Here is a 20,475-nt window from a genome sequence, read left to right on the forward strand (position 1 = left end):
CAGACGGGATCGAACGGCATGCATGGCCTGGCCTGCATGCGGTTTGGCCATGCCCTAATATTTGCCCAAACTTCATCACCGACAGTGCTGCGGATCTCGGACTGGCCCTGCGCACGGCAGAACACCTATGCATCTGCTCCTCGTCGAAGACGACACCATGCTGGCCAGCGCCATCTGCGAGGGTGTGCGTCAGCAGTCATGGACCATCGATCATGTCGGTCATGCCAATGCCGCCAAGACGGTGCTGGTGGACCACCGCTACAGTGCGGTATTGCTGGATATCGGCCTGCCGGGCGAGTCCGGGCTGAGCGTGATCCGTTTCATGCGCAGCCACTACGATGCCACCCCGGTGATCGCGCTGACCGCGCGTGGCCAGCTCACCGACCGCATCCGCGGCCTGGATGCCGGCGCCGACGATTATCTAGTCAAGCCGTTTCAGTTCGACGAGCTGATGGCACGGCTGCGCGCGGTCACCCGGCGCAGCCAGGGCCGCGTGGTGCCCCTGCTCAGCCACGGCGACGTCTGCATGGATCCGGGCAACCGCAAGGTCACCAAGGACGGTAAATGGGTGGCGCTGAGCGCACACGAATATCGCCTGCTGCTGGCGTTGATGGAACGTGCCGGACGCGTGGTCACCAAGGATCAGCTGGAAGAAGGCGTCTATGGCGGCCCGTCCGAAGGCGGCAGCAACATGATCGCGGTGTATGTGCACCAGTTGCGGCGCAAGCTGGGCGATGCGCTGATCTCCACCGTCTACGGCCAGGGCTACATGGTCGGAAAGACCCCGGAATGAAGTCGCTGCAGGCACGCATGCTGGCGGCGCTGGCCGCGATCGTTCTGCTGAGCTGGTCCACCTCTCTATGGATCCTGGTCGCACTGGTCACCCAGGGTCATCACAGCGTGTTCGAGCAGGAACTCAACCTTCTCGGCGATCGACTGATCGCCACCTTGCCCGACGCTCTCCAGCACCGCTTCGATACGCAGACAGAGACGCCCGGCGCGGCAGCCACGTCGACCCCGATCGGCAACCCATCCTCGCGCATGAGCGTCAAGCAGACCCTGATTGCCGTGGTGCTCAACACCGTGCAATTGGGCATCCTGGGACTATTGATGTGGTGGGCCGTGCGGACCTCGCTGGGGCCGCTACGCGCCCTGTCCGGCGCCATCGCGCAACGTACCGGCCTGGATACCGAGCCGGTGCCGCTGGCACAGGCGCCCGACGAAGTCCGCCCGTTGATCGCCTCGTTCAACACCTTGCTGGCGCGGGTGGAACAAGCCGTCCAGGCCGAGCGCGATTTCGTCGCCGATGCCGCGCACGAACTGCGCACCCCGCTCTCGGCACTGCATGCCTACGCCGAGGTCGCATTGCGCGCGTCCACACCGGAGGCCAAGGACGCCGCGCTGGGCCAACTGCTGGAAACCGCGCGGCGCAGCAACCGGCTGGCCGAACAATTGCTGGATCTGGCGCGACTGGATGCCGGCATCAGTTCAGCCGCCTATCATCAAGTCGAAATGGGCGAGCTGATCTCGCATGTGCTGGACGAATTCAGCGTGCAGGCCGACGCACGCCAGCTGCAGTTACAGGTTGAGGCATCGCCCTGCCTGCTGCGTTGCGATGTGGATGCAGTGGGCATTCTGATCCGCAACCTGGTCGACAACGCCATCCGCTATGGCCGCCTGCATGGCAAGGTGGAAGTGAGCTGCGGCTATTGTGTGCGCGCTGACGTACTGCACCCGTTCCTGCAGGTCAGCGATGACGGTCCCGGCGTGCCCGAAAGCGCGCAGGCTTCTATTTTCGAGCGGTTTTATCGCGTGCCCGGCAGCGCGGTACAGGGCAGTGGCATCGGATTGTCGCTGGTCGCCGGCATTGCGCGCCTGCACGGAGCAACGATCGAAGCCGGCGACGGCAACGATGGACGCGGCCTCTGCGTGCGCGTGGTGTTTGCCGGCAACCGCCCTGCCGGCGCGACCTGAAGCCGCCTGCGCTGCAGCGCGAGAGCACTACGATATGCGGCCAACCAAACGACGGCGCAACCACAGGCTGGCGCGGCGAGTGCGCGGTGCGCGATGGACCAGCAGGGGTACGTGAAATGCGCGACTGCGCACGCACACACCCAGCGCCCAGCGCGCAGCGCGAGACGGCCCATCTGACGCGTACATCGCGGCTCCCGAGCGCCGTCCACACCACCTGCTCGCTACATTTTGGTGGTCGCTCTAATGCCGACACCATTGCGTGCTGCAAAGAAATGTCGCGCTTTCGCCAAGCGGTGCGTTCGTCGCGTTGATCCAATAAGTTCCCAAAATCGCTTGCCTACAGTGCACTCACCGCACGCATCAAGGATGCCTGGTGATGCCTCATTCGATCCGTTTCACGCAACACTTCCCCACCGCGCCGTCGCTGCCGGTCGGGCAGTGCGCTGCCAACGACCCCGTCGCTGCGCATCCGCTGCCACGGCCTCTCGCGCCGGAATTTCGCTGCGGCTCTGCCGGCACGCGCAACCGCGACATCTGGTGCGCGTTGCCGGATATCCGCAGCGCGCGCGCTGCCCGCCGCCTGCAGCACCTGGCCAGGCGCGGCGTGTTGTTCACTGCCGCAACGGCCGTTCTGGCCTTGGCCGCTGCCAGCGTTCTACTGCACTGAACATCAGGTCACGCCAGCGCGCTGGAACTGCGCCCACTCGCCTTCTTCCACCAGGTAGTTCTCCATGTCGACTTCTTGCTTCGTTCGATACTGCGCACTCGCCGTCGTCAGCGTCAGCCTGATCGGCTGCGCCAGCACCCGCCCCACGCCCTATCGCCAACTGCCATCTTCGAGCTACCTGCGCCCGCACGATGGCAGCCGCGGCGGCCGCATGCCGTACGCGTATCACGGCCAGGTCGATTGGTCGCGGTATCGCACCGCATTGGTCGAGCCGGTGCGCATTTACCGCGGCGCGGACGCGCAATTCGAAGGGGTACCCGAGCAGGACAAACGCATGCTCGCCGATCTCATGCAACGCGAGTTCGGCGACGCGATTGGCCAGCGCTGGCAGCCCACCACCGCCATCGGGCCCGACACCTTGCGTGTGCGGCTCACCTTGACCGGCGCCAAACCCAGCAAGCGGGTGCTCGGCACCTTCATGAAGGTCGATATCGGAGGCGGCGCCTACAATGCCGTGCAGGCCGCGCGTGGCAAGGAGGGCGCATTCTCCGGCTCGGTCAGCTATGCGGTGGAAATCTTCGACGCGTCAAGCGATCGCCTGCTGGCGGCCTATGTCGAAAAGCAGTACCCCAATGCAATGAACATCAAGGCCAGCCTTGGTGCTTATGACGCGGCCAAGGCAGGGATCGGCCTGGGTGCGCAACAGTTGGTCGATGGCATGCGCTAGGCCCTGCTCCTTTTATTGCATGCGCGATGCCTGTGCGTATCGGAGTGCATGCACGCGATACGTTCGGGCAATCCTCCCGCGCAGTGCAGGGTCATCAGCGTGTTGGCTGCAGACGGGGAGCGCTGGCCAAAGCCGCTGCAACAAAAACGCCGACGCTGTGGAACAGCGCCGGCGTCTTCACCATTGCACAGGGACGGTGACACCTATCGCGTGCGTTGCACGCCTTCCAGGCTACCTGGCGACCCGCACATCGCACCCTGCGCCGCAGCGTGACAACCTCAGCGCGTGACGCGCTTTGCCGCTTTCTTGCCCACTGCCTTGCGCGCGGCGGTGGTCTTTGCCACGGCACGCGTGGCCGGGGTCTTGGTCACCTTGGCGGCTTTCTTCAACGCGGTCTTGGTCGCGGCCTTCTTGAGCGGGGCCTTCTTCACTGCGGCCTGCCTGGTCGCGGTTTGCTTGGCCACCGGCGCCTTCTTCGCTGCAGGCTTGAGCAACGTCTTCGTCGCTGCCGCCGGCTTGGCCACTGCCTTCTTCGCTGCCTTCTTCGCCGCCGTGCGTGCGTTCACCGTTGCGACGGCGGTCTTGCGTGCGGCGCTCTTGGCAGCCGTCTTGGCACTCAATGCGGCCGCTTCGGCCTTGGCATTGGCCTTGGCGGTTTCCAGCTTGCGCCTGGTAGTGGCCTTGGTGTCGGTAATCTTCTTCCTGGCCGCGGCACTGGTGCTGCTCAACTTCTGCTTGGCGGCCTGCGTGGTCGAGGTCAACGTTTGCTTGGCCGCGTCCTTGGTGGCGGTAAGCTTCTGCTTGGCGGCTTCCCTGGTGGCGACCAGCTTGTCCTTGGCAGCGTCCTTGGTGGCCGCCAGCGAGCGTTTGGTCTTGGCCACGCTGCGTTTCACTGCGGTGGCCGCAGTGCCGGCGTTCTTGGCCACGTTCTTTTCGACCTTGACCACCGCCTTGCGCGCTTTGGCCACCTGCGTCTTGACCTCTTCCACCGCCGTGCCTGCGGCCTCCTGCACGCTGGCGACCGCCTCGCTGGCGGTGCTGGCGATGGTCTCGGTCAATTCGGTGGCGGTGCTTTTTACGCTATCGACGGCGTCGGACAGGGTTGCCGTTACGCCATTGCCGTTGCTCATAGACCCTCCTTAAGGGCGTCAGTGCGGGAAACTCAGGCGATGCGCGACCGCACGCAACATGCTGAACAGGCATCGGATCAAGCGGACGCTACGCCCGGCCCGTCGGGCTGTCAACGCAATCAGGGCAAGGGATGTGCGGCACTTTCACCGGCAGTTAAATTGCGCGCAGGCACTCTCGTTCAGCTTGATTTACGCAGTCAGACGCCCTATTCCTCATCCACCGCGTAACCCGGAATCCGTTCCATGCGACCGCTGCCTACCCTGCTGACTCTTTCGCTGGCCGCTGCCTTCGGCGGATTTGCCGCCACCGGCATCAACGCCTGGCTGGACAATCGCGCCGAAGCCACGCCCCCCAGCAACGCCGCCTTTACCCTGCCGACGGCCGCCGCATTGCCGGCTGCGGTGGCCGGCCAGCCAGTGCCATCGCTGGCGCCGATGCTGCAGCAGGCCATGCCCGCGGTGGTGAGCGTGAACACCAAACAGGTGGTGCGCGTCCGCAACCCGTTCTTCAACGACCCGATCCTGCGCCGGCTGTTTCCGCAGGTGCCGCAGGACCGCATCAACGAATCGCTGGGTTCGGGCGTGATCATCGATGCGCAAAAAGGGTACGTACTGACCAATCACCACGTCATCGAAAACGCCGACGACGTGCAGGTGACGCTCGGCGACGGACGCACGGTCAAGGCCGAGTTCATCGGCTCCGATGCCGATACCGATATTGCGCTGATCCGCATCAAGGCCGACAACCTCACCGATATCAAACTGGCCGACAGCAACGCGCTACGCGTGGGCGATTTCGTGGTGGCCATCGGCAACCCGTTCGGCTTCACCCAGACCGTCACCTCCGGCATCGTCTCGGCTGTGGGACGCAGCGGAATTCGCGGCTTGGGCTATCAGAACTTCATCCAGACCGACGCCTCGATCAACCCCGGCAACTCTGGCGGCGCGCTGGTCAACCTGCAAGGCCAGTTGGTGGGCATCAATACCGCCAGCTTCAATCCACAGGGCAGCATGGCCGGCAATATCGGCCTTGGGCTGGCGATTCCGTCCAACCTGGCGCGCAATGTGGTGGAGCAATTGGTGACCAAGGGCGTGGTGGTGCGCGGCACGCTCGGCCTGGAAACCCAGAACCTCACCCAGCAGATGTTGCAGGGCCTTGGCGTGGATTCATTGCGCGGCGCCTTGGTGACACGGGTGTTGCCGGGCTCCGCAGCGGCGGCGGCAGGCGTGCAACCGGGCGATGTCGTGGTAGCGGCCAACGACCAGCGCGTGGACAGCGCCGAGGCGCTCCACAATTACGAAGGCCTGCAGGCGGTTGGCAGTGCGGTGACCCTGGACATCCGTCGCGATGGCAAGCCGCTCAAGCTCAAGGCCACGCTGAAAGAGCAGGACCGCGCCGTCACCGGCGACATGCTGGACCCGCGCCTGACCGGCGCGACCTTCGTCGATCTCCCCGAATCGCTGCGTCAGTCAGGCATCACCGGGGTGATGGTGAGCGAGGTCAAACGCGGCGGTCGCGCTGCCGCCAACGGCCTGGTCGCCGGCGATGTGATCGTGGCCAGCAGCGTGGGCGAGTTCGCCGACCTTGCCAGCTGGCGGGCCAATTTCCAGCGTAAACCGCAACAGCTTGTCGTGCGCATCCTGCGTGGCAACGCGCAGTACGACGCGCTGATGCGTTGACGCGATGTGTACCGGGCGTTGCTTCCACTAACGCCTCCTACACCCCCCCGATGCTATTGCTACTGCTCGACCGCACGTGAGTGGCGGCTGCCATCAATGACCGAAGGAGATATCGCATGAGCCCCACCAATACCGATCAGCTGAAGGAAAACCTGAGCGAAGCCGGCACCCACCTGAAGTCGGCAGCGAGCGCCGCTGGCGAAGCGGTCAGGGGCGCCACCAGCGCCGCTGGCGATGAGCTCAAGCTCGGTCGCGCCAACGTCAAGGCCGAGCTGTCTGACACCGCGCTGGCCGGCATGGCCGCTGCCGAGTTCGGCGGTGCCGCTGCCAAGGAGCAGATGGATGTCCTGGTTGCCAAGGGCAACGATCTGCTGGAAAGCGCCACCGATCTGATCCGCGAGCGTCCGCTGGCTGCCTTCGGCGTTGCCTTCGCCGCTGGCTGGGTCATCGCCAAGCTGGCACGCAGCAACGACAACTAAGTCGTGAGCGATCAGGCCTCTCCCGCTGCCGGAACCGACGCGCCAGACGCGCGCGCGCAGACGCCAGGACTGGACGAAAGCGTACGTGCGGTCGGCGCAGCCGGCCGTGCAACGCTGGGCTCGGCCAAGGACACCAGCCGCGCCTTGCGCCGGCTGGTGTCGGCCGATCTGCAACTGGCACGCAGCGCATTCGGGCGTGGCCTGGCCTGGGCCTGCGTGGCCGTGGTGTTCGGTGCCTCGTCGTGGTTGCTGCTGGCCGGTGCCATCATCGCCCTGCTGCAACGTGCCGGGCTGTCGTGGTTCCAGGCGATGTTTTTCACTGCGTTGGCGAGTCTGTTGGTGACCGGCATCGCGGCATGGCGCGTGTTTTTCTACTTCGACCACACCGGCATGAATGCAACGCGCCGTCAGCTCATCAAGCTGGGAATTTTCGATGACCCGAGCAAGGACGATGACGCGGCAACCTCTGCCAGTGGAGCACGCCCATGAAGTTTGGAACCTTGCGTCAACGCGTCGAACGCGCCGAGTTTCTGGTCGAAGGACGCGCGCAAGAAACGCGTCTGCACTGGAGCGAACTCCGCCAGACCTGGCGTGCCGGGTGGTCGCCACTGCGGATCATGACTGTAGGCTTCGGGCTCGGCTTTGTTACCGGCCGCAACGAACCGCAGGCGGCATTGGGCAGCATCGCCAGCAAGCTTGGCGGTATTCCCAAGCTTCTGCAGATGATCAGTACCATCTCTGCGTTGTTCACTGCACACCGTGCGCAGGAGGCTTCCGAGCAGGCCGAACGTGCGGCAGACAATGCCGAGGAAGTTGCAGCCGACCCGCCGGTGACCGTGGTGCAGGTCCCGGCCGACCGCGCCGCCTGAGCGCGGACGGTATTCACGGCGGCTAGCGCTTTGCCAGGCCGCCGTCGAGAGTAGCGGATTGCCTGTGCAAGGCATCAACATACCAGTGCCGCTTTGAAGAGGTGCCACCGCCACATGGTCATGTTTGGTCCTGGCGCTGCGTTCTGATCCCGGCGCTGCATGCAGTCCGCGCGTAGTGCGCTTGGTAAATGCTTGAAAGACCGCTGCACGACGGGCCCGCAATGCTGGCATCCGCGCTGTCTATTTCCGCTGGATAACTGCTCGCTGCGAAGGCTGACGGATATCAGCGCTGAAATGCGGGAATCGTGCGACAAATGGTCCTTTCCTCGCCCAGAGCGCTGACGCCTGACGGCCAATTCCGCACGGCATGCGTGCTGTCGCAGTCAGCAGCATGCGGCAGGATCCTGCGGTCACTGGCAATCCCACTTCGACAACCGACTCTACGCCCCGCGACCTGCACAGGGGCGCTGCTGCCGAGTTCGCCAGACTAGCGTTGGTTCGCTGACATCCTGCCACAGGCTCTGTGCGCGCCGTTGACGCATTGCGCCGATAATGGCGCACCGCTGGCAGCACGCCAGTCTGCTGCCAGGGCGCGCATGTCTCTTCCCGTCGACTCACCGGATGCCGTTACCGCGGCAGATTCGCTTCCGCCCGCACCGGCGCCCCGCCCGCGCGCGCCGGCCTCGCTGGTGGTGCTGGCCACGCTCGCCGTTGGTTACACCCTCTGGGCAGCGCAGACGATCATCCTGCCGATCATGCTGGCCGCGTTTTTCGCGCTGATCGGCAACCCCATCCTGCGGGGTCTGCGCAAGCTGTACATCCCGCGGTTTCTCGGCGCCTTGCTCATCCTGTGCCTAGGCCTGGCCGGCACCGTCACGTTGGCCACGCAATTGGCCGGCCCTGCCGCCGAATGGGTGCAACAGGCACCACGGCAGATGCGCCAGATTGCGCGCGATGTGCGCGATCTCACCAAGCCGGTGATGCAAGCCAACCAGGCAGCGGAAAACTTTGCACGCGCGGCCGGTGGCGAAGGCCAGCGCGGCGTGCAGATCGTTCGCACGCAGATGGACGACCCTTACAAGGCGCTGGTCCGCACGCCCAAGCTGGCGGCTTCGGTGCTGGCGGTGGTGCTGCTGACGTTCTTCTTCATGGTGTATGGCGAAAGCCTGCAACGGCATGCGATCGCCTTGCTACCGAACCGGCAGCAGCAACGGTTCACCACCGAGATCATGCTGGACATCGAGCGCGAGGTCTCGCGCTACGTGCTCACCATCAGCGTGATCAACACCCTGGTCGGGCTGGTATTTGCCGGCATTTTGTCTGTGCTGCAGATTCCGCTGCCCGAAGCGATCCTGTGGGGAACGGTGGTCGCATTGCTGAATTTCGCACCGTATGTCGGCCCGTTGATCGGCGTGATGCTGATGCTGCTGATGGGTTTTGTGGAATTTCGCACCACCTTGTCCTCGCTGCTGCCGGCGATCCTGTACCTGGCCCTGCACACGATCGAAGGCCAGGTGGTGACGCCGATCGTGCTGGGCCGACGCATGGCGATCTCGCCGCTGATGCTGATCCTGGCGCTGATGCTGTTCGGCTGGCTGTGGGGCATGGTCGGCCTGCTGCTGGCGGTGCCGTTGCTGGTCTGCATCAAGATGGTGCTGAGCCGGGTGGACGGGATGCAGCGCTGGGCCCGGCTACTGGAGTAGCCGCGAATGGGGAATTGGGAGTTGGGAATCGCAAGCGCAGAGGCGGTGCTCTACCCATTCTCGATTCCCGACTCTCCATTCCCGGCATTACAATCGTGCGATGAGCTTCCACATCCGCGCCATCACCCTCGACCTCGACGATACGTTGTGGCCCTTTGCGCCGATCGGGGCGCGGATCGATCAGGTGCTGTACGACTGGATGCGCGAGCACAGCCCGGTGACTGCCGAGCGCTTTCCGGTGGAGGCGATGCGCCAGTTGCGTGAGCGCAGCTTTGCCGACAACCCGCACCTGCATCACGACCTCAGCGCGCTGCGCCGATTGACGTTGGAAATGGCGTTGCGCGAGAGCGGCGGCGATCTGGCGTTGCTGGAGCCGGCCTACGAGGTGTTCTATGCGGCGCGTAACCAGGTGGAATGCTACCCGGATGCGCTCGACGCGCTGGCGCGCATTGCCGCCCATGTGCCGGTGGCCGCGCTCAGCAACGGCAATGCCGATTTGCAGCGCATCGGGCTGATGCACCACTTCGCGTTTCAACTGGGCTCGCGCGAACACGGCAGCGCAAAGCCCGACCCGAGCATCTTCCTGGCCGCCTGTGCCCGGCTCGAGGTGCCGCCTTCGGAAGTGCTGCATGTGGGCGACCATGTGCGCATGGACGTGCTGGGCGCGCTGGATGCCGGCCTGCGCGCCTGCTGGATCAATCGCGAGGGCGCGGTGTGGTCGCATCCCACCCAGCAGCCGGATCTGGAATTCGACAGCATGACCGGGCTGGCCGATTGGCTGGACGCGCAGCAGCCGCATCCAGGCCCGATGAACGCCGGCATCACCCTTCCCGCCTGAGCCACTCTGCGCGGCGCACGGCGCTGCACTCGAGGATTTCCATGTCGCACCTCACCGGTTTCACCGATCCCCATGCCGCAGCCTTGCCGCTGTATGTGCTCGACCGCGAGAACTTTACGCGCTGGTGCGCGGAGCAGCCCACCGGTGTGCTGTCGTGGGCGCAGGCACAGCGTTTCGATGCCGCGCCGGGCAGCGTGCTGTTGTTGCCGGGCGACAACGGGCTGGCCGGCGCGGTCCTGGGGATCGGCGACCGGGCCGATGCCTACGCCTACGCGCATGCGCCGATGGCCCTACCGCCGGCCAGCCGCTGGACGCTGGCCAACCCGCTGAGCGATGCCGAGCAGGCGTTGCTGCATCTGGGCTGGGGATTGGGCGCTTATCGCTTTTCGCGTTATCGCAAGGTGCCGCGCGCGCCGGCCGAACTGGCTGCAACGCCCTCGGCACAGACGCACGCACTGATCGAGGCGTGCCTGCGCGTGCGCGACTGGGTCAACACGCCCACCGAAGACATGGGCCCGCAGCATCTGGAAGAGGCCACACGCACGCTCGGACAGGCGCATGGCGCACAGGTCGATGCGATCGTCGGCGACGCGTTGCTGGCGCAGAACTTCCCCACCATCCATGCCGTGGGGCGCGCCTCGCATCGCGCGCCGCGACTGATTCAGTTGCAGTGGGGTGACACGGCGCATCCGCATCTGGTGCTGGTCGGCAAAGGTGTGTGCTTTGACACCGGCGGGCTGGATTTGAAGCCGGCCGATGGCATGCGCAACATGAAAAAGGACATGGGCGGCGCGGCGCATGCGTTGGCGCTGGCCGGTCTGGTAATGGCGCAGCAGTTGCCGGTGCGGCTGACGCTGCTGATTGCGGCAGTGGAGAACGCGGTGGGCCCGGATGCATTCCGCCCTGGTGAAGTGATCACCACCCGCGCCGGCGTGACGGTGGAAGTGGACAACACCGATGCCGAAGGCCGCCTGGTGCTGTGCGATGCGCTGAGCTATGCCACCGAGCAGCACCCGGATCTGATCCTGGATTTCGCCACGCTTACCGGCGCGGCACGCATCGCGCTGGGCCCGGACCTGCCGGCGCTCTTTGCCAACGACGATGCGCTGGCGCAGGCCTGGATCAGTGCCGGCGAACAGACCCGCGACCCGGTGTGGCGCATGCCGCTATGGCGCCCATACCTGCGTTATCTCAACAGCCATGTAGCCGACATGGCCAACGCCGGCTCGCGCATGGCCGGCGCCGTCACCGCCGCGCTGTATCTGGAACGCTTCGTGGCACCCGGCCGGCCGTGGGCGCATCTGGACGTCTACGCCTGGAATGACAGCGACCGCCCCGGCCGCCCCGCCGGCGGCGAAGCGCTGGCACTGCGCTCGGCGTTCGCCATGCTGCAACAACGCTACGGCGGCTGAGCGCGGGCAGCGCTGCAATCAGGCTGAGGCCAGCACAACGCTTGCGCTGCGCTGGTCAGCCCTGGCGACGCAACAACGGCGCGATCGTGCGCATGCGTGTCTGCGTCGCCGGGCCGACCAGCGCGAATGCGGTGTCGCCTTCGGCCCAGTACTGCGCCAACAGCCGGCCATCGCGGCGCTCGCCGGTCGGCATCGGGCCGCTGCGTGGACGCAGATACAGGCCAATGCGTGCGCCGTCGGCATCGCTGTAGACCAGCATCGCGGCCGCGCCTTCCGGTGTGGACAGCAATTGCCCACCGCGCAACGTATACCCCTGCGCACGCAGATCCGGCACCGCGCCTGCGTTGCCGAAATGCGTGCGCAACCACGGTTCCAACTCGGCGCGGCGCTGCACGTCCAACCCAATGCCCCGATGCGCGTCGGCATCGGCGAACAGGCGGTAGGCGGCCACTGCATCGGCCATCGGCACGCGTTGGCTGGCGATCCGGCTCGCATGCAGCTGCCAGCCCAGCCCGGTACCCAGGCCAAGTGCCAGCACGCAACTGGCGGCCACGGCAAACGCGGTACGACGGCGCTGTTGCAAGCCACGGCGAATCGCCGCAGGCGTGAAGGCGACGGCGCCAGTCTCCGCCATCAGGCCGGCGTGTGCGGCACGCAGCGCTTCGGCATCGCGCTTCCAGCCCGCCACGCGCGCGGCCTGAGCGGGATGTGCCTGCAGCCAGGCTGCCACTGCTGCATGTTGCTCCGGCGTCAGGCGGCCATCGACGTAGGCGTGCAGCGCGTGTTCGTCGGGCGGCATGGTGGTCATTTCAGGATCCTCAATGCAGGTGCGTGATTCACCTGGCCTTCGTTCACGGCACGCAGGCGTTCGCGCGCACGCGACAGGCGCGACATCACGGTGCCGATCGGGATGCCGAGGGTATCGGCCACTTCGCGATAACTGAAACCGTCCACGCTGACCAAGAGCAACAACGCGCGTTGTTCGGCCGGCAATGATGCAAGGCTGGCCAGCATGGCACGGCCGTCGTGCACCTGCTCAGCGGACGCGGATTGGCTGGGCTGCTGCGGCGCGAACAGGCCCACGACCCGCTGCCAGCGCGCGGCACGCCGCTGCCCATCCAGAAACTGCCGGTACAGGATGGCGAACAGCCAGGGCTGCAGGGCTTCGGCGGTATGCCGGGTGTGCCACCGCCGCAGCGCGCGCTCCAGTGTGGCTTGCACCAGATCGTCGGCGCTGGCGGGCTCGCCGCTCAGCGAGCGCGCAAAGCGGCGCAGCGCCGGCAGCACGGCGCGCAGTTGGTCATCGTCCAGAGCATCCATTGGCGGGCGTGGTGGTGGCATCACACGGTAGACGCACTGGAGCGTGGATTATTCCCGCGATCGGTGCGTGCCACCGTCGTTGGTGGACGAGGGAATAACGCGGCTCGCATGTCGTCTCACTCGTATCAACCACTCACAGTATCGACCACCGGAGCCAGCCATGACGTTGCCACCTCCCTCGCCCCCGCGCGCGCGCCGCCCCGTGCTGCCATTGTTGGGGATTGCCGCCATTGCCGGCGGCGTTGCGCTTGCGTTTGCCTGGACGGCCGGCTGGATCGGTGGCGACCGGCTCACTGCCGCGCGCATGACCGACACCATCGAATCCAGCGGGCCGCCGCATCCGGGCTTTCGCCGCGCGCATACCAAAGGGGTGTGCGTGAGCGGGCAATTCCAGTCCAGCGGCAAGGCCACCTGGCTGTCGTCGGCACGCATCTTCAGCCAGCCCAGCACGCCGGTGCTGGGGCGCATGTCCATCGGCGGCGGCGACCCGCACGGGCCGGACGGGCAGGCGCGCGTACGCAGCATGGCGCTGCTGTTGCGCAGCGACGATGGGCAGGAATGGCGCACGGCGATGAACAGCTTCCCGTTCTTCGTGGTCGCCACGCCGGCCGGCTTTCAGGCGCTCAACGTGGCCTCCAAGCCAGACCCGGCCACCGGCAAGCCGGACCCCGAAAAACTGGCGGCGTTCGGCAAGCAGTATCCGGAAGCGGCCAAGTTCCAGCAGTGGGCCAAGACTGCGCCGTGGTCGGACAGCTGGGCCAATACGCAATACAACGGCGTCAATGCGTTCCGCGCGATTGCCGCCGACGGACGCGAACGCTACATCCGCTGGTCGATGCGCCCGCATACGCCATTCAAGGAACTGAGCGCCGCGCAACGCAAGCAGGCCGATGGCGATTTTCTCGCCACCGACCTGGACGCGCGGCTGGCGCACGGGCCGCTGCGTTGGGACATGGTGCTGACCATCGCCGAGCCCGGCGATGCGGTGGACGACCCGTCGCAACCGTGGCCGGAACGCCGCAAGCAGATCGTGGCCGGCACGCTCTCGATCGAGCGTGCGCAGCCGCAGGCCACCGGCCCGTGTCGCGATCTCAATTACGACCCGTTGATTTTGCCCAAGGGCCTTGCCGCATCGAATGACCCGATTCTGGCAGCGCGCTCGTCGGTGTATTCGCAATCGTTCAACCGCCGCGAGCGCGAGATCGCCAACGGCACGGGCAGCGCCGCCACCGGCCAGGGAGCACGCCAATGAGCCGCCGTACCCACTTCAATCTGCCAGCGCGCGTGCTGCACTGGCTGATGGCCGCGATGATCCTGACCATGCTGTTCGTCGGCGTGGGCATGGTGGCCTCGGTGACGCAGCGGCCGTGGTTGATCGATCTGCATCGCCCGCTGGGCATCGCGATCCTGATCCTGGCGGTGCTGCGCCTGATCAACCGCCTGCGCCATCGCCCGCCGCCGCTGCCGGCCGATCTGCCGGCATGGCAAAGGGCTGCCGCGATTGCCTCGCATTGGCTGCTGTATGCATTGATGCTGGGCATGCCGTTGATCGGCTGGGCGATGCTGTCGGCCGGCGCCTACCCGATCGTGCTGTGGCCAGGCGCGAACCTGCCGGCGATCGCACCGCACGACCCTGCACTGTATGCCTGGCTGCGCAGCGCGCATGGCTGGCTGGCGTATCTGTTATTTGCCACCGTGCTGGGGCATCTGAGCGCGGCGTTGTTTCACGCCTGGGTGCGCCGCGACGGGGTGTTTTCCAGCATGGCGCGTGGAGAGCGGTCTGCGCAGTGATGGGGTCGCGGTTGATGATGGGCTGACGCGGCTCGGCAGAGGATCGGCACACAGTGGCAGCACGCAGTTCCTTCTCCATGGGACATCGTCTGCCCTTCATGGGGGAGAAGGTGCCCCGCAGGGGCGGACGAGGATGCGGGCGCAGCCGATTGAAGTAGGCCCACGCGGCCGGCCTCGCCCGTCGCCTTACCCACCTCTCTCCCGCCGGGGAGAGGGGCTGGTGCCTAACGCTGGCGTTTTGTTTTGGCCGCTGGCGCCGATGATTCGATGCCCTTGCCGGTGGCCGCCCAATAAATTCCACCGTACAAATGCTCCAGATAGCGCGGGTCGTTATAGGCTTCGGCCAGATGGCCCAGCGCAGTGGCGAAGATGCGGCCACCTTCGAAGTGGTGGTACCACGCCACCGGGTGCTGTTGGCCCATGCCCTTGGCGACCTGTCCTGGCCAGATCAAGGTGGGGTCATAACTGCGTTCGTCGACGGTGAGTAGCGTGACCAAGTCGTCGCTGTAGGGCGGATCGTATTCGTACCATTCGTCGCTCCATACCCAGCGCTTGGGCAGGCCGGCAGTGGCCGGGAAATTGGCGTCGGCCACATCCACCATCGCCGTTTGCATGTACGGATGGGTGCGGAACGAGCGGCCGATCATGTGGTCGTACCACTCCCATTCACCGCGCTTGATCGCAAAGGCCTTGTGCACCGCGACCACGCCGCCGCCGTTACGCACGTATTTTTGGAAGTTGGCCCGCTGCGCCGGGTCGAGATCGGTGGCCGGCGTATTGAGCAACACGATGGCCGCGTATTGCGACAGGTCGCCATCGAACGCCTTGGCATTCCACGCCCACACCATCTGGACATAATGCTTGCGCGCCATCGCTTCGAATTGCGGCTTGGCCACGGGGATATAGTCGTGGTGATACTGGTTGGGAATGGCAGCCACCAATATCTTGAATTGCTCGGCAGACGCGTTGAAGGCGCACATCCACAGCAGGCCCGACAGCCACAGAGATTTCATGCATCGCTCGCCGTATTTTTCGATGCTGTGCAGTGTACCTGGGTGCAAATCGCATGCCTTCGCACGCGTTTGGAATAGCTGCGGATTGGCGGATGAAGCAACCGATGCACCGTCGTCGATGGCGGCTTTGTAGTGCGTTCGCGTCGATTAGGCGCGGCGCACCTGCATGCAATTCCGCACCCCGAAAACGTCAGCTTCCCGCACACGCAAACCATCGACTGGCTGCACTACAACCAGCCCTTCTGCCGCGCCAGGCGGTAGGCTTCGATGCGATTGGCCACGCCCAGTTTGCCGATGCATTCGGACAGGTAATTGCGCACCGTGCCGTGCGAGAGCTGCAACTGCTGGGCGATCTCGCTGGCGGAGCGGCCTTCGCCGGCCAGCCGCAGCACAGTCCGTTCGCGTTCGCTCAAGGGGTCTGCTTCCACCCACGCATCGAGGGCCAGCTGCGGGTCGATCACCCGCCCGCCGCGGTGCACCTGCCGCAACGCATCGACCAGCTGTTCGGCCGGCGCATCCTTGAGCAGATACCCGGCCACGCCGGCATCCAGGGCACGGCGCAAAAATCCCGGACGCGCGAACGTGGTGACGATCATGACCCGTACCAGCAACGCCTGGCGCTGGATCCGCTGCGCCAGTTCCAGCCCGGTCAGGCCAGGCATCTCGATATCGGTGACCAGCACGTCCGGCTGCAGGCGCTGCAGTTCGCGCCACGCACTTTCGCCATCGCCGGCGCTGCCGACCACCGCAATATCGTCCTCCAGCCCGAGCAAGGCCACCAGCGCGCCACGCAGCAAGGCTTGGTCTTCCGCCAACAACACCCGGATCATCGGTCGCGCTCGCATGCATGCAACGGTTGCGCACGATAACAGCGCCGACGCATGCCGTGCACTTGGCAGCGCAACCGGGGCGCGTTAGAGCGGCTGCGGCATCACCGGCGGCGTTGCGGGGACAACCGCAGGCCGCGGCAACGGCACACTGGCGCGCAATCGCATGCCGCGCGGCAAGGCCTGCACATCCAGCGCGCCACCCAGGCCGTGCAGGCGTGCGCGCATGCCGTCCAGGCCGTTGCCCGGCACGATCACGCCGCCGCGGCCGTCGTCGGTGATCTCCAGCACCGCCTGATCGCCGTGCGCGCGCAGTTGCACACGCACGCGTCTTGCCTGCGCGTGGCGCTGCACATTGGTGGCCGCCTCGCGCACCACCAGCGCAAGCGCGGTTTCGTGCTCGGGCGGCAAGGCCAGCGGCTCCAGCTGTTGCTCCAGCGCAATGCCGTCCAGGTCCAGCAGCACCCGCGCCGATGCCAGTTCGGCAACCAGGCCGGCAGCACGGATGCCGGTGACCGCGCGCCGTACCTGCGCCAACGCCTCGCGCGAGACCTGCGCCACCGCGTCGATCTCGTTGCGTGCGGCCTGCGGGTCGCGCTCGATCAGGCGCGCAGCCAGATCGGATTTGAGCGCCACCAGCGACAAGGTATGGCCAAGCAGATCGTGCAGGTCGCGGCCGATGCGCTCGCGTTCGGCAGTGGCCGCCAGACGACGAACTTCGTCCTGCGACAAGCGCAGCAACGCGTCCTTGCGTTCGTTGATGCTGTACACCGCGCCCACGGCGGCCATGCCCAGTACCGTCACCGGCATCCACACCAGCGCCTGCATGCTCAACCCGAGCCAGTGCGCCCAGCTCAGGTACAACGCGTTCATCAGCAGCAACATCGCAAAGTGCCGCCACAACCCAGGCCGCGTGGAGGGACGCAAGCTCAGGCAGGCAAAGATGAAGTAGCTGATGCCCGACGAATACACCGGCAACAAGGCAGCACTCATCACCGCCATCGCCCAGGCGTAGCGATACAAGGTGCCGCGTGGCGCCAGCAACATGCGTGCGTACAGCAGCAGGAAAACCGGATACGAAAGCAGCGTGCACAACAGCCAGGTCCTGTCGTAGCCCCGCGCAGAAAACACCGGCACCACGAATACCCAGGCCGACCACAGCAAGTGCACGCTGTCCATCCACGGCGATTGGCCCTGCGCCAGCCGCGCGGCAACCTGCGAACTGGCGGCGGGGCGAAGCCATGCGGGAAACCGGAGGCGCATCAGCAAAGGTCCGTGTGGATGAGCGGATTCTGCCACTGCCGGGCCCGCCCGCGTGCGGCTGCGTGCGGCTGCGTGCAGGACGATACGGGTGAGCGGCCTCATGCATGCTCCCGGTGCTTGCTGCGATGCGATCGCCCACCGGGGTTGCGATTGGCCTGCGCAAGCGCAAGCCAGATACGTGCAGTCTGCAAATGCGAAGGAAAGCATGCCGTTAGCGGATTGCCGGAGGAGCCGCCAGCATGGCCTGCCGCAGCGCTGGTGCACCAGTTGCCGGTGTCATGGCGTGCAGATGACAGCTGTCACTGGTGAGCGCGCCGTGCTGACTGCATGCTGCGCACCAGCTGGCGGTGGCATCGGCGCATCGACCGTTTGTCGCCGCACCGCAGTTGGTGACTTCCGGCAGCTTGCGGCATCGCCTGTAGACCGTCACATTTCGCGCAGCCTTCCGTCCTGGTCATCGATGAACACTTCCGCCGATCTGCTCAAGCAACTCCGCATCGACCGCCAGCGCCCTGCCACGCCGCCGCCCGCCCGCCGTACCGGCTGGATCCTCGCCGCAGTGATCCTCGTCATCGTGCTGGCCGCCGCCGCGTGGTGGTTCACGCGCCGCCCGGTGGTGCAGGTGCAGACCGCGCCGGTGGTGGCGATCAGCGCCGGCAGCAGCAGCGCATCGGTGCTGGACGCCTCCGGCTATGTGGTGGCACGACGCATGGCCACGGTGTCGGCGCAAGTCACCGGCAAGGTGCGCGAGGTGATGATCGAAGAAGGCATGCGCGTCGAACAGGGCCAGGTGATGGCCACACTCGACCCGCTCGATGCCGATGCGCAGCGCAGCTTGTCGGCCTCGCAGTTGTCGGCCGCACGCAGCCAGGTCGACAACATGCAGGCGCAACTGGCGGTAGCCAACGCCGATGCCACGCGCCTGCAGTCGTTGGTGGGTGCGCAGCTGGTGTCGCGCTCGCAATACGACCAGGCCATTGCGCAGCGCGATGCCTTGCGCGCCCAGCTGCAGAACGCGCAGCGCAATGTGCAGGTCGCTTCCGACCAACTGGCCATTGCCGGTATCCGCTCTGACTTCAACGTGGTGCGCGCGCCGTTTGCCGGCGTGGTGACCGCCAAGGCGGCGCAGCCGGGCGAAATCGTCTCGCCGTTGTCGGCCGGCGGCGGGTTCACCCGCACCGGTATCGGCACCATCGTGGACATGGAATCGCTGGAAATCGAGGTGGAAGTGGGCGAGTCCTATATCGGCCGCGTGCAACCCAAGATGCCGGTGGAAGCGGTGCTCAATGCCTACCCGGAATGGAAAATTCCGGGCGAGGTCATCGCCATCATCCCCACCGCCGACCGCGGCAAGGCCGCGGTGAAAGTGCGCGTGGCGCTCAAGGTCAAGGACCCGCGCATCGTGCCGGAAATGGGTGTCCGGGTCAGCTTTCTGGAGCAGGCCAAACCGCAGCAAGCAGCCAAACCGCAGGGCGTGCGCGTCCCGGCCGCCGCACTGGTGGAGCGCGACACGCGCACGGTCGCGTTCGTGGTCGGCGAGCACGACACCGTCAGCGCGCATGCCGTCGCCACCGGCATGGTGATGGGCGAAGACAGGCAGGTGCTCTCCGGCCTGGCCGCAGGCGACAGTGTGGTACTGAATCCGCCGCAAACCTTGACCGATGGCGACAAGGTGACCGAAGCAGCGCCGGACGCTGCCGAATAACGCACAACCAACACAGCGCAGGCGGTCACCACTCAGGGCAATACGGAAAGCGCGTTTGATGGAAACGGCAGCGACGTAAGCGCCTGCGTCGCGCTGCGAGCGAACGCCGGTGAAATCCAGTAACGCGGTATCGGCTGTGCTTGCGCATCTGCAGTTGCGATGTTCGTCGATATCTCAGCCGCTGTCGTCGCAGGCACGTTTCAGGCATCGGCAGCGTGCGCCGCACAGGTGTCGCCACAGCAACCGATGCCTTTGCCTGCACTCGCCCCATCGCTTCATCGCATTTCAGCTCATCGTGTTACTGCAGTGCCGCACCACATCCGCAGTCGCTCTGCGCACTGCTGTCACCTCTTCCATCGCACCGCCAGGAGTTGCCATGTCCGCTCTCGTCAGTTTGCGCAACATCACCAAGACCTACCAACGCGGCCCCGAGCAGGTGCAGGTGCTGCACGGCATCGATCTGGACATTGCCAGCGGCGACTTCGTCGCACTGATGGGGCCGTCTGGCTCCGGCAAGACCACCTTGCTGAACCTGATCGGCGGGCTGGACAGCCCCAGCGGCGGCGAGATCGAGATCGAAGGCGAGCGCATCGACCGCATGAGCGGCGGGCAGCTGGCGACCTGGCGCAGTCACCACGTCGGTTTCGTGTTCCAGTTCTACAACCTGATGCCGATGCTCACCGCGCAGAAGAACGTGGAGCTGCCGTTGCTGCTCACCTCGCTCAATGCCGCCCAACGCAAGCGCAATGCCGAGATCGCATTGACCCTGGTCGGCCTGCAGGAGCGTCGCAACCACAAGCCCAGCGAATTGTCCGGCGGCCAGCAGCAACGCGTGGCGATCGCGCGCGCGATCGTCTCCGATCCCACCTTCCTGATTTGCGACGAACCCACCGGCGATCTGGACCGCCACAATGCCGAAGAAATCCTGCGCCTGCTGCAGGAGCTCAATCGCGAACACGGCAAGACCATCGTGATGGTCACCCACGACCCCAAGGCCGCCGAATACGCCACCCACACCATCCATCTGGACAAGGGCGAGCTGGCCGACGCGCCGCTTGCACTGTAAGGGAGCGCTGC

21 protein-coding genes are annotated in these 20,475 nt (G+C 65.8%); 15 read left to right on the forward strand and 6 right to left on the reverse strand.

Annotation, left to right across the window (positions count from 1 at the left end; all coding sequences use genetic code 11):
• Positions 1-127: 127 nt before the first annotated feature.
• The 4 genes from ACDH77_RS18630 to ACDH77_RS18645 all read left to right on the forward strand — a co-directional run bounded on the left by ACDH77_RS18630 (position 128) and on the right by ACDH77_RS18645 (position 3,368).
• Positions 128-793 carry a response regulator transcription factor gene (locus tag ACDH77_RS18630; RefSeq protein WP_372353589.1) on the forward strand — a complete coding sequence of 222 codons (666 nt, stop codon included), beginning with the start codon at positions 128-130 and terminating at the stop codon, positions 791-793.
• Positions 790-1,974 carry an ATP-binding protein gene (locus tag ACDH77_RS18635; protein ID WP_014091310.1) on the forward strand — a complete coding sequence of 395 codons (1,185 nt, stop codon included), beginning with the start codon at positions 790-792 and terminating at the stop codon, positions 1,972-1,974. The genes ACDH77_RS18630 and ACDH77_RS18635 overlap by 4 nt, the downstream gene beginning before the upstream one ends.
• 376 nt (positions 1,975-2,350) lie before the next feature.
• Complete coding sequence (locus ACDH77_RS18640) at positions 2,351-2,641, forward strand: hypothetical protein (protein WP_008574798.1); 291 nt, start codon at positions 2,351-2,353, stop codon at positions 2,639-2,641.
• A 64-nt stretch (positions 2,642-2,705) separates the two neighbouring features.
• Positions 2,706-3,368 (forward strand): DUF3313 domain-containing protein, encoded by a 663-nt coding sequence (locus ACDH77_RS18645; protein ID WP_071118126.1) that lies wholly within the window; start codon positions 2,706-2,708, stop codon positions 3,366-3,368.
• Positions 3,369-3,646: 278 nt separating this feature from the next.
• On the opposite strand, the gene ACDH77_RS18650 is transcribed toward ACDH77_RS18645, so the two are convergent.
• Positions 3,647-4,498 (reverse strand): histidine biosynthesis protein HisIE, encoded by an 852-nt coding sequence (locus ACDH77_RS18650; protein ID WP_338339895.1) that lies wholly within the window; start codon positions 4,496-4,498, stop codon positions 3,647-3,649.
• A gap of 243 nt (positions 4,499-4,741) precedes the next feature.
• Between ACDH77_RS18650 and ACDH77_RS18655 the strand changes: the two genes are divergently transcribed.
• The 7 genes from ACDH77_RS18655 to ACDH77_RS18685 all read left to right on the forward strand — a co-directional run bounded on the left by ACDH77_RS18655 (position 4,742) and on the right by ACDH77_RS18685 (position 11,479).
• A complete protein-coding gene (locus ACDH77_RS18655; RefSeq protein WP_005914355.1) occupies positions 4,742-6,178 on the forward strand; it encodes a Do family serine endopeptidase in 1,437 nt (478 codons plus the stop codon).
• Between the two features lie 116 nt (positions 6,179-6,294).
• Positions 6,295-6,657, forward strand: a complete 363-nt coding sequence (locus ACDH77_RS18660; protein ID WP_008574792.1) for a hypothetical protein — start codon at positions 6,295-6,297, stop codon at positions 6,655-6,657.
• 3 nt (positions 6,658-6,660) lie between these two features.
• Complete coding sequence (locus ACDH77_RS18665) at positions 6,661-7,146, forward strand: phage holin family protein (protein WP_014091315.1); 486 nt, start codon at positions 6,661-6,663, stop codon at positions 7,144-7,146.
• Positions 7,143-7,526, forward strand: coding sequence for a hypothetical protein (locus ACDH77_RS18670; protein WP_031424660.1), 384 nt, complete (start codon positions 7,143-7,145; stop codon positions 7,524-7,526). Before ACDH77_RS18665 ends, ACDH77_RS18670 begins: the two co-directional genes overlap by 4 nt.
• A gap of 596 nt (positions 7,527-8,122) precedes the next feature.
• Complete coding sequence (locus ACDH77_RS18675) at positions 8,123-9,229, forward strand: AI-2E family transporter (RefSeq protein ID WP_029820624.1); 1,107 nt, start codon at positions 8,123-8,125, stop codon at positions 9,227-9,229.
• A gap of 100 nt (positions 9,230-9,329) precedes the next feature.
• Positions 9,330-10,067 carry an HAD family hydrolase gene (locus tag ACDH77_RS18680; RefSeq protein ID WP_008574788.1) on the forward strand — a complete coding sequence of 246 codons (738 nt, stop codon included), beginning with the start codon at positions 9,330-9,332 and terminating at the stop codon, positions 10,065-10,067.
• 41 nt (positions 10,068-10,108) lie between these two features.
• Positions 10,109-11,479, forward strand: coding sequence for a leucyl aminopeptidase family protein (locus tag ACDH77_RS18685; RefSeq protein ID WP_008574787.1), 1,371 nt, complete (start codon positions 10,109-10,111; stop codon positions 11,477-11,479).
• A gap of 55 nt (positions 11,480-11,534) precedes the next feature.
• On the opposite strand, the gene ACDH77_RS18690 is transcribed toward ACDH77_RS18685, so the two are convergent.
• Both ACDH77_RS18690 and ACDH77_RS18695 read right to left on the reverse strand, forming a co-directional pair.
• Positions 11,535-12,287, reverse strand: a complete 753-nt coding sequence (locus ACDH77_RS18690; protein ID WP_372353590.1) for an anti-sigma factor — start codon at positions 12,285-12,287, stop codon at positions 11,535-11,537.
• Positions 12,284-12,799, reverse strand: a complete 516-nt coding sequence (locus tag ACDH77_RS18695; protein WP_008574784.1) for an RNA polymerase sigma factor — start codon at positions 12,797-12,799, stop codon at positions 12,284-12,286. The genes ACDH77_RS18690 and ACDH77_RS18695 overlap by 4 nt, the downstream gene beginning before the upstream one ends.
• Positions 12,800-12,959: 160 nt before the next feature.
• On the opposite strand from ACDH77_RS18695, the gene ACDH77_RS18700 reads away from it, so the two are divergent.
• Together ACDH77_RS18700 and ACDH77_RS18705 are read left to right on the forward strand one after the other, a co-directional pair.
• A complete protein-coding gene (locus ACDH77_RS18700) occupies positions 12,960-14,051 on the forward strand; it encodes a catalase family peroxidase (protein ID WP_011348897.1) in 1,092 nt (363 codons plus the stop codon).
• Entirely contained in the window at positions 14,048-14,590 is a 543-nt protein-coding gene (locus ACDH77_RS18705; RefSeq protein ID WP_031424664.1) for a cytochrome b, read from the forward strand. The genes ACDH77_RS18700 and ACDH77_RS18705 overlap by 4 nt, the downstream gene beginning before the upstream one ends.
• Positions 14,591-14,814: 224 nt before the next feature.
• On the opposite strand, the gene ACDH77_RS18710 is transcribed toward ACDH77_RS18705, so the two are convergent.
• From ACDH77_RS18710 to ACDH77_RS18720, 3 genes are all read right to left on the reverse strand, one after another.
• Complete coding sequence (locus ACDH77_RS18710; protein ID WP_031424665.1) at positions 14,815-15,603, reverse strand: ThuA domain-containing protein; 789 nt, start codon at positions 15,601-15,603, stop codon at positions 14,815-14,817.
• A 227-nt stretch (positions 15,604-15,830) separates the two neighbouring features.
• Positions 15,831-16,433 carry a response regulator transcription factor gene (locus ACDH77_RS18715; protein ID WP_031424666.1) on the reverse strand — a complete coding sequence of 201 codons (603 nt, stop codon included), beginning with the start codon at positions 16,431-16,433 and terminating at the stop codon, positions 15,831-15,833.
• Between the two features lie 84 nt (positions 16,434-16,517).
• On the reverse strand, positions 16,518-17,693 hold the full coding sequence (locus tag ACDH77_RS18720; RefSeq protein WP_014091321.1) for a sensor histidine kinase: 1,176 nt from the start codon (positions 17,691-17,693) through the stop codon (positions 16,518-16,520).
• 460 nt (positions 17,694-18,153) lie between these two features.
• Here ACDH77_RS18720 and ACDH77_RS18725 point away from each other — a divergent pair, with 460 nt between their 5' ends.
• Positions 18,154-19,398 carry an efflux RND transporter periplasmic adaptor subunit gene (locus ACDH77_RS18725; RefSeq protein ID WP_218488903.1) on the forward strand — a complete coding sequence of 415 codons (1,245 nt, stop codon included), beginning with the start codon at positions 18,154-18,156 and terminating at the stop codon, positions 19,396-19,398.
• 376 nt (positions 19,399-19,774) lie between these two features.
• Entirely contained in the window at positions 19,775-20,464 is a 690-nt protein-coding gene (locus tag ACDH77_RS18730; RefSeq protein WP_014091323.1) for an ABC transporter ATP-binding protein, read from the forward strand.
• The last annotated feature ends 11 nt before the right edge of the window (positions 20,465-20,475 follow it).

It is taken from the genome of Xanthomonas axonopodis pv. maculifoliigardeniae, from assembly GCF_041519315.1.
Taxonomy (GTDB): Bacteria; Pseudomonadota; Gammaproteobacteria; order Xanthomonadales; family Xanthomonadaceae; genus Xanthomonas; species Xanthomonas euvesicatoria.

Bases quoted from the DNA above. Each gene is read 5' to 3' on its own strand.
- ACDH77_RS18680 (WP_008574788.1), top strand. From the start codon at position 9,330: ATGAGCTTCCACATCCGCGCCATCACCCTCGACCTCGACGATACGTTG.
- ACDH77_RS18700 (WP_011348897.1), top strand. From the start codon at position 12,960: ATGACGTTGCCACCTCCCTCGCCCCCGCGCGCGCGCCGCCCCGTGCTG.
- ACDH77_RS18660 (WP_008574792.1), top strand. From the start codon at position 6,295: ATGAGCCCCACCAATACCGATCAGCTGAAGGAAAACCTGAGCGAAGCC.
- ACDH77_RS18720 (WP_014091321.1), bottom strand. From the start codon at position 17,693: ATGCGCCTCCGGTTTCCCGCATGGCTTCGCCCCGCCGCCAGTTCGCAG.
- ACDH77_RS18630 (WP_372353589.1), top strand. From the start codon at position 128: ATGCATCTGCTCCTCGTCGAAGACGACACCATGCTGGCCAGCGCCATC.
- ACDH77_RS18715 (WP_031424666.1), bottom strand. From the start codon at position 16,433: ATGATCCGGGTGTTGTTGGCGGAAGACCAAGCCTTGCTGCGTGGCGCG.
- ACDH77_RS18690 (WP_372353590.1), bottom strand. From the start codon at position 12,287: ATGACCACCATGCCGCCCGACGAACACGCGCTGCACGCCTACGTCGAT.
- ACDH77_RS18655 (WP_005914355.1), top strand. From the start codon at position 4,742: ATGCGACCGCTGCCTACCCTGCTGACTCTTTCGCTGGCCGCTGCCTTC.
- ACDH77_RS18710 (WP_031424665.1), bottom strand. From the start codon at position 15,603: ATGAAATCTCTGTGGCTGTCGGGCCTGCTGTGGATGTGCGCCTTCAAC.
- ACDH77_RS18705 (WP_031424664.1), top strand. From the start codon at position 14,048: ATGAGCCGCCGTACCCACTTCAATCTGCCAGCGCGCGTGCTGCACTGG.
- ACDH77_RS18645 (WP_071118126.1), top strand. From the start codon at position 2,706: ATGTCGACTTCTTGCTTCGTTCGATACTGCGCACTCGCCGTCGTCAGC.
- ACDH77_RS18675 (WP_029820624.1), top strand. From the start codon at position 8,123: ATGTCTCTTCCCGTCGACTCACCGGATGCCGTTACCGCGGCAGATTCG.
- ACDH77_RS18650 (WP_338339895.1), bottom strand. From the start codon at position 4,498: ATGAGCAACGGCAATGGCGTAACGGCAACCCTGTCCGACGCCGTCGAT.
- ACDH77_RS18670 (WP_031424660.1), top strand. From the start codon at position 7,143: ATGAAGTTTGGAACCTTGCGTCAACGCGTCGAACGCGCCGAGTTTCTG.
- ACDH77_RS18685 (WP_008574787.1), top strand. From the start codon at position 10,109: ATGTCGCACCTCACCGGTTTCACCGATCCCCATGCCGCAGCCTTGCCG.
- ACDH77_RS18635 (WP_014091310.1), top strand. From the start codon at position 790: ATGAAGTCGCTGCAGGCACGCATGCTGGCGGCGCTGGCCGCGATCGTT.
- ACDH77_RS18725 (WP_218488903.1), top strand. From the start codon at position 18,154: ATGAACACTTCCGCCGATCTGCTCAAGCAACTCCGCATCGACCGCCAG.
- ACDH77_RS18640 (WP_008574798.1), top strand. From the start codon at position 2,351: ATGCCTCATTCGATCCGTTTCACGCAACACTTCCCCACCGCGCCGTCG.
- ACDH77_RS18730 (WP_014091323.1), top strand. From the start codon at position 19,775: ATGTCCGCTCTCGTCAGTTTGCGCAACATCACCAAGACCTACCAACGC.
- ACDH77_RS18695 (WP_008574784.1), bottom strand. From the start codon at position 12,799: ATGGATGCTCTGGACGATGACCAACTGCGCGCCGTGCTGCCGGCGCTG.